The organism is Rhizobium sp. P2_G2 (assembly GCF_056403555.1).
Map to the genome: position 1 here is coordinate 1 of NZ_JBFUFF010000211.1, position 4,557 is coordinate 4,557.

A 4,557-nucleotide genomic window follows, 5' to 3' on the forward strand; every position below is an offset into this window, starting at 1 on the left:
ATCCCGGCGCGATATCGATAAAGCACCGCTTCCACGAACAGGCGATTATCGGCCGCCGTACCGCCAACATAACCTTCACGCCCAGGCAGAAGGTCCTTGATCCGATCCCATCGATCGTCCCGCAATCCATAACGACGTGCCATAACCAGCCCTCCAGTGACCGGTCTGCTATGAATCACATAAAATCCGATTTGGGAATCTGGTCCGCTAAGGCACATAACTGACGACACGCCCTAGCATTTTACTGGCGAGATGCGCAGATTGCTCCGCGCCAAGGGTGGCCTCCTAGCCGCCTGCGGCCTCTGGCCACATCTCGCCTCTCTCGAATGTGTGACGGAATGGAGGATCTTTCATGGAGCCTCCTCCTATCGGCGACTACATGAGTGTTGTGCGGCCCGTTTTTGTTAGAAGCTGTTGTGCCTCGTTTCGCTGCTGCCCCTCGTGGTTGAATTGCTCACACAATTCATGACAGCACTGGCAACACACCACGCGCGGTTCCGAATGCAGCAACGCCAGCAGGGCGGCAGCAACCCGCGGCGGCAGCCATGAATGACGCAGCAGAGCGACGAGAACAGCCACTGAGTGCTTTGCACCCGCTTCGAAAGGCCCGCCCAGTGCGGGCTTTTCGCATGTTTGCGAGAGGCTCGATTTCGGGAACGGAAGGGTACCATAAACGTTTGGGCTTTGGATCTGAAGAACGGACCACCCATGAAAAGAACGACTATCGTCATCATTGCCGCTATCTTCTGCGGAACCTCGGCGCAGGGATTTGCTCAAACCACGACCACCGAGTCCAAGACGCCGGCTGTCGCAACGCCGGAAACAAAGAATGCCAACGCTCCCCTCGACGGCAAGAACAGCTTTACCGAAGCGCAGGCTCAGGATCGCATCGCCAAGGCGGGCTACACAAACGTGAGCAGCCTGAAACTCGATGACAAAGGCATCTGGCGCGGCACGGCTACAAAAGACGGCAAATCGACTCCCGTCGGCTTGGATTATCAAGGCCATATCTTCGCCCAATAAGCAAACGAAAGAAATTTCTATGCAAACTATAACAGGCCTTTTTGACACCTACGACGATGCGCAGCGTGCGGTGGCAGCACTAGAAAGCGCCGGTTTTGCCGAAGATGACATCTCCATCGTTTCCAACAATGGCGACGGCCGCTATGAACGTGAGTCCAATGCCGCCGAAGGTGCTGGAACGGGCGCCGGCTTAGGCGCGGTGGTTGGCGGCACAGGCGGACTACTTACCGGTCTAGGTCTGATGGCGATTCCCGGCGTTGGGCCCGTGGTAGCAGCGGGGTGGCTGGCAGCCACCGCTGTAGGGCTGCCGCAGGAGCCGCCGTAGGCGGTGCGACAGGTGGCATCATTGGCGCGTTGACCGACTCTGGCGTACCGGAATCGGACGCCCATGTCTATGCCGAAGGTGTCCGCCGCGGCGGCAGCCTAGTTACGGCGAGGGTTGACGACAGGCGTGTTAGCGAGGCTGAAACCATCCTCAGCAACGCCCGGCGCGTCGACCTTATCGCCCGCAGGCAAGCCTACGAGCAACAGGGTTGGCGAGAGTTCGATCCGGTCCTTGACCCATATTCTGCGGAGCAGATTGCGCGGGAACGCAGTCGCTACACACGCTGAAGATCGATTGAGGGAGAGGGGYCATTCGGCCCCTTTTCCATGCCTATAGCCCCGCGATGAGGCGGCAACCCACGCGTTCGTCAAATGATCGAGCGTCAAAAATCAGGGGAACCCTGCCCTCGAAAGATCAACGAACAGCTTCTGACTTATCGTGGAACATGCGAGCACTAAGCGTTAACTTTCCCGCGAAGTGGCCAACTGGCGCACGAACGTCGAAACCCTGAAAGCGTTTGACATGCGGTCGGAACTGGCAACGGGGACAAGCGTGTCTATGCTCGATGAACTACTATTTCTCTGCACAATGGCGGCGCCGATTGCAGTCGTGTTGCTGCTGGTAATGTCTTACAGTGAGGATCGCCATGATCTTGGACTAACCCCGCTTGATCAAGAAGAGTCTGGGTTTACCACTCGACGTTGCAATCGGAACTGACGACTGTTTTGCGCGCCCTAGGGGTTCGCGCTTCGTCTTCACGTCCGACTCGAACGCCTGATCGGCGCCCAGGCGGGTGCGCCACTGGGGAGAAGAGCGCCTTTTGGCTTGCCCAGCGCAACGGCCAAGTGGTCGAGAAAAGTCGGCGGCGGTCACGCCGCCGGCTTCTGCCAGCGGTGCGGAACCGCGCGAAAGGGGGCGGGTTCGAAATGTGCCTGCCCGCGCTTGATCGAGCACTTCAACAGCGGCGCAGGCAAATGGTCTGCGGCGGCAAATGGAGCCTGATCTAGCCATGCGCCCGATGACCAGTTCGAAACGTTCCATGGGTGGTTGATGGGCAAGAACATCGAGGACAAGGCGGTCCGGTTCGGCGTGAGACCCCTGCCGTGGTCGAGCGCCCTTTGCAGCTGGCTTAGGTGTCGCCCAAGCTCATGGCGTCGTTCCGCAAGGGGATTTGTCCCTTGAGCAGATGATGGGCGTTCGCCGTCAGCGACGACCACGCCAGAAGGAGGAGGTTTACCGCAGGCTCACGGGATTTCGCAACAGTGCCCGCGACATTTAGGCATGAGGCGGTGGCGCTGAGGCAGCCGCTGGCGAAGTTCGTGCCCGGAGGCGTATATCCGCTGGGGGCGGCGTCCAGCACGACCTGTTCGACGAAGCCAACGAGGGGTTCATTCCAGACCGAATGTTGGTATTACAAGTGTCACAGGCCGAGCTGGAGGCTGCAGTTCAAAATGGCTATCCACGGCGATAAACCAACGGAGTAGTGCCGACGGTCAGCTTGAATGCTCGGATCAAATGGCTTGACGCAATAAATCCCGTTGACCTTGCTATTTCCTCCACCGACAGTGTCGTTTCCGTGAGCAGGCGCTTTGCAATTTCTATGCGGCGGTCGGTAAGATATTTGAAAGGCGGCACACCAAAAGTCGCCTTGAACCGCCGCGCGAGATGAAAGCGGCTGAGTTGCACGAGCTCACCGAGGTCATTCAGCGAAATATTCGAAGCAATATGCGTTTCCATAAAATCACGCAGCAAAGTTTCCTGGCTGACCGACAAGCGACCGACGCGATCGTTTGCCAGCAACCACCTATTCTCCAGGTTGCCAACCTCTAGTGCCGCCAGAAGCGCCAATGTTTCTGTGAAGATGTCCGGATGGTCAAGGCCTTCGGCGATGACCGATTCCAGTTTCTTCATTGTGCTCAGCACGGCAGAATCTTCGAAGTAGATGACGGGTCTCGTTTCAGAAAACAATCGTCCGGTTTCTTCCGACAGCAGAGTGGGGTCGAAATGCAGGATTGTGAAGCTGTTTTGTCGGCGCGCGGCTTTCGACCAGCCGGAAAGTGGCCGACCCGCAGGAATATAGGTCATTTTGTCCCTGATGTCACCGCCTGGAACGCCCGGCATACCAGCCACATTGAGCTCGCCGGAGTCCATCACCAGATCGTGGAGGGCCAGATAGTGATGCTTGCCCGTCCAGTTGAATTCATATTCCGCAGCTGAGGTTACTCGCGTGTATTCGAGGCTCAGGCCACGGAATCGCAGAACCCTGTGGGTGGCCGGTTTGGTGAAAGGGTGTCTGAAATCAAGCTTAAGGTTTTCAGTAGAGTCAGGCGAACGTCTCTTAGGCATCTGCACGCAAATCTGATTCGGTTAGCGCTAATATTTATCGGGTTATCAAATTTAATAAAGGAACTTTTCACTGGTAAAAATTCTAAAATTGCTGAGCAATAATGTAATATTTTAGTCAATATTTCTTGTCTATTAGCAATTTAGTAATATTGAGGGTTTTTAACTATCTCGAACAAGAAGCGAATATCGGCTAACATTTCCGAAAAAGAAACGGATTTGTTCAGTCGCAAGTCAGGATTGCGTGAAATGACCGAGCATTCCAATCGCTATGATTTCAGTTCCTGGGCCATTCCCAAAGCCAATGCCTCTTTCTATGACCCGATAGCCTGCTCGGAAAACTGGTTTGTCGCGGCTGACGGCCTGCGCTCAGCCCTCGCAGACTTGCAGGATGCCAACGAGCTTTTGCGCAAATTGGTTGCCGCCACAAAAAACCTACCATCTTCCTGCCGAAAGGACCTGCAGTCATGACATTCTCCCTCTTCGCTCGCAGAAGCGATGCCGTTCTCGCAGCGCTAGACAAATGCCAGGCGATCATCGAATTCACGCTTGAGGGCAAGATCCTCACTGCAAATGAAAATTTCTGCCGAGCCTTGGGTTACGAACTGAGGGAAATCGTCGGTCAGCATCACCGCATGTTCGTCGATCCGACCGAGGCCTCCACCCAAGCCTATGCGGAGTTCTGGCGCAGCCTTGCCTCTGGCAAATTTGACCAGCGCCAATATAAACGTATTGCTAAGGGCGGGCGRGAAATCTGGATCGAGGCCAGCTACAATCCGATTTATAGGGGAGGTAAACCCTACAAGGTCGTGAAGTTCGCCACCGACATCACCGCTCAAAAACTAAAGAATGCGGAGGATGCGGGT

At 55.8% G+C, this 4,557-nt stretch carries 4 protein-coding genes and 2 pseudogenes; 4 read left to right on the top strand and 2 right to left on the bottom strand.

What is annotated here, in order from left to right; genetic code table 11:
* Positions 1-143 (bottom strand): annotated as a pseudogene (locus tag AC1D06_RS41865) (IS5/IS1182 family transposase); the annotation flags it as partial.
* A gap of 565 nt (positions 144-708) precedes the next feature.
* Between AC1D06_RS41865 and AC1D06_RS41870 the strand changes: the two are divergent.
* Both AC1D06_RS41870 and AC1D06_RS41875 read left to right on the top strand, forming a co-directional pair.
* A complete protein-coding gene (locus AC1D06_RS41870) occupies positions 709-1,023 on the top strand; it encodes a PepSY domain-containing protein (RefSeq protein WP_477991404.1) in 315 nt (104 codons plus the stop codon).
* A 19-nt stretch (positions 1,024-1,042) separates the two neighbouring features.
* A pseudogene (locus AC1D06_RS41875) lies at positions 1,043-1,635 on the top strand (general stress protein).
* Positions 1,636-2,803: 1,168 nt separating this feature from the next.
* Here AC1D06_RS41875 and AC1D06_RS41880 read toward each other — a convergent pair.
* Positions 2,804-3,694, bottom strand: a complete 891-nt coding sequence (locus AC1D06_RS41880) for a helix-turn-helix domain-containing protein (RefSeq protein ID WP_477991406.1) — start codon at positions 3,692-3,694, stop codon at positions 2,804-2,806.
* A 246-nt stretch (positions 3,695-3,940) separates the two neighbouring features.
* Here AC1D06_RS41880 and AC1D06_RS41885 point away from each other — a divergent pair, with 246 nt between their 5' ends.
* Both AC1D06_RS41885 and AC1D06_RS41890 read left to right on the top strand, forming a co-directional pair.
* Entirely contained in the window at positions 3,941-4,162 is a 222-nt protein-coding gene (locus AC1D06_RS41885; protein ID WP_477991401.1) for a hypothetical protein, read from the top strand.
* The coding region (locus tag AC1D06_RS41890; protein ID WP_477991402.1) for a PAS domain-containing protein at positions 4,159-4,557 on the top strand (399 nt) is incomplete at its 3' end. The genes AC1D06_RS41885 and AC1D06_RS41890, both read left to right, overlap by 4 nt.

Excerpts from the sequence above, each read along its gene's own strand:
- AC1D06_RS41880 (WP_477991406.1), bottom strand. The coding sequence starts at position 3,694 with ATGCCTAAGAGACGTTCGCCTGACTCTACTGAAAACCTTAAGCTTGAT.
- AC1D06_RS41885 (WP_477991401.1), top strand. The coding sequence starts at position 3,941 with ATGACCGAGCATTCCAATCGCTATGATTTCAGTTCCTGGGCCATTCCC.
- AC1D06_RS41870 (WP_477991404.1), top strand. The coding sequence starts at position 709 with ATGAAAAGAACGACTATCGTCATCATTGCCGCTATCTTCTGCGGAACC.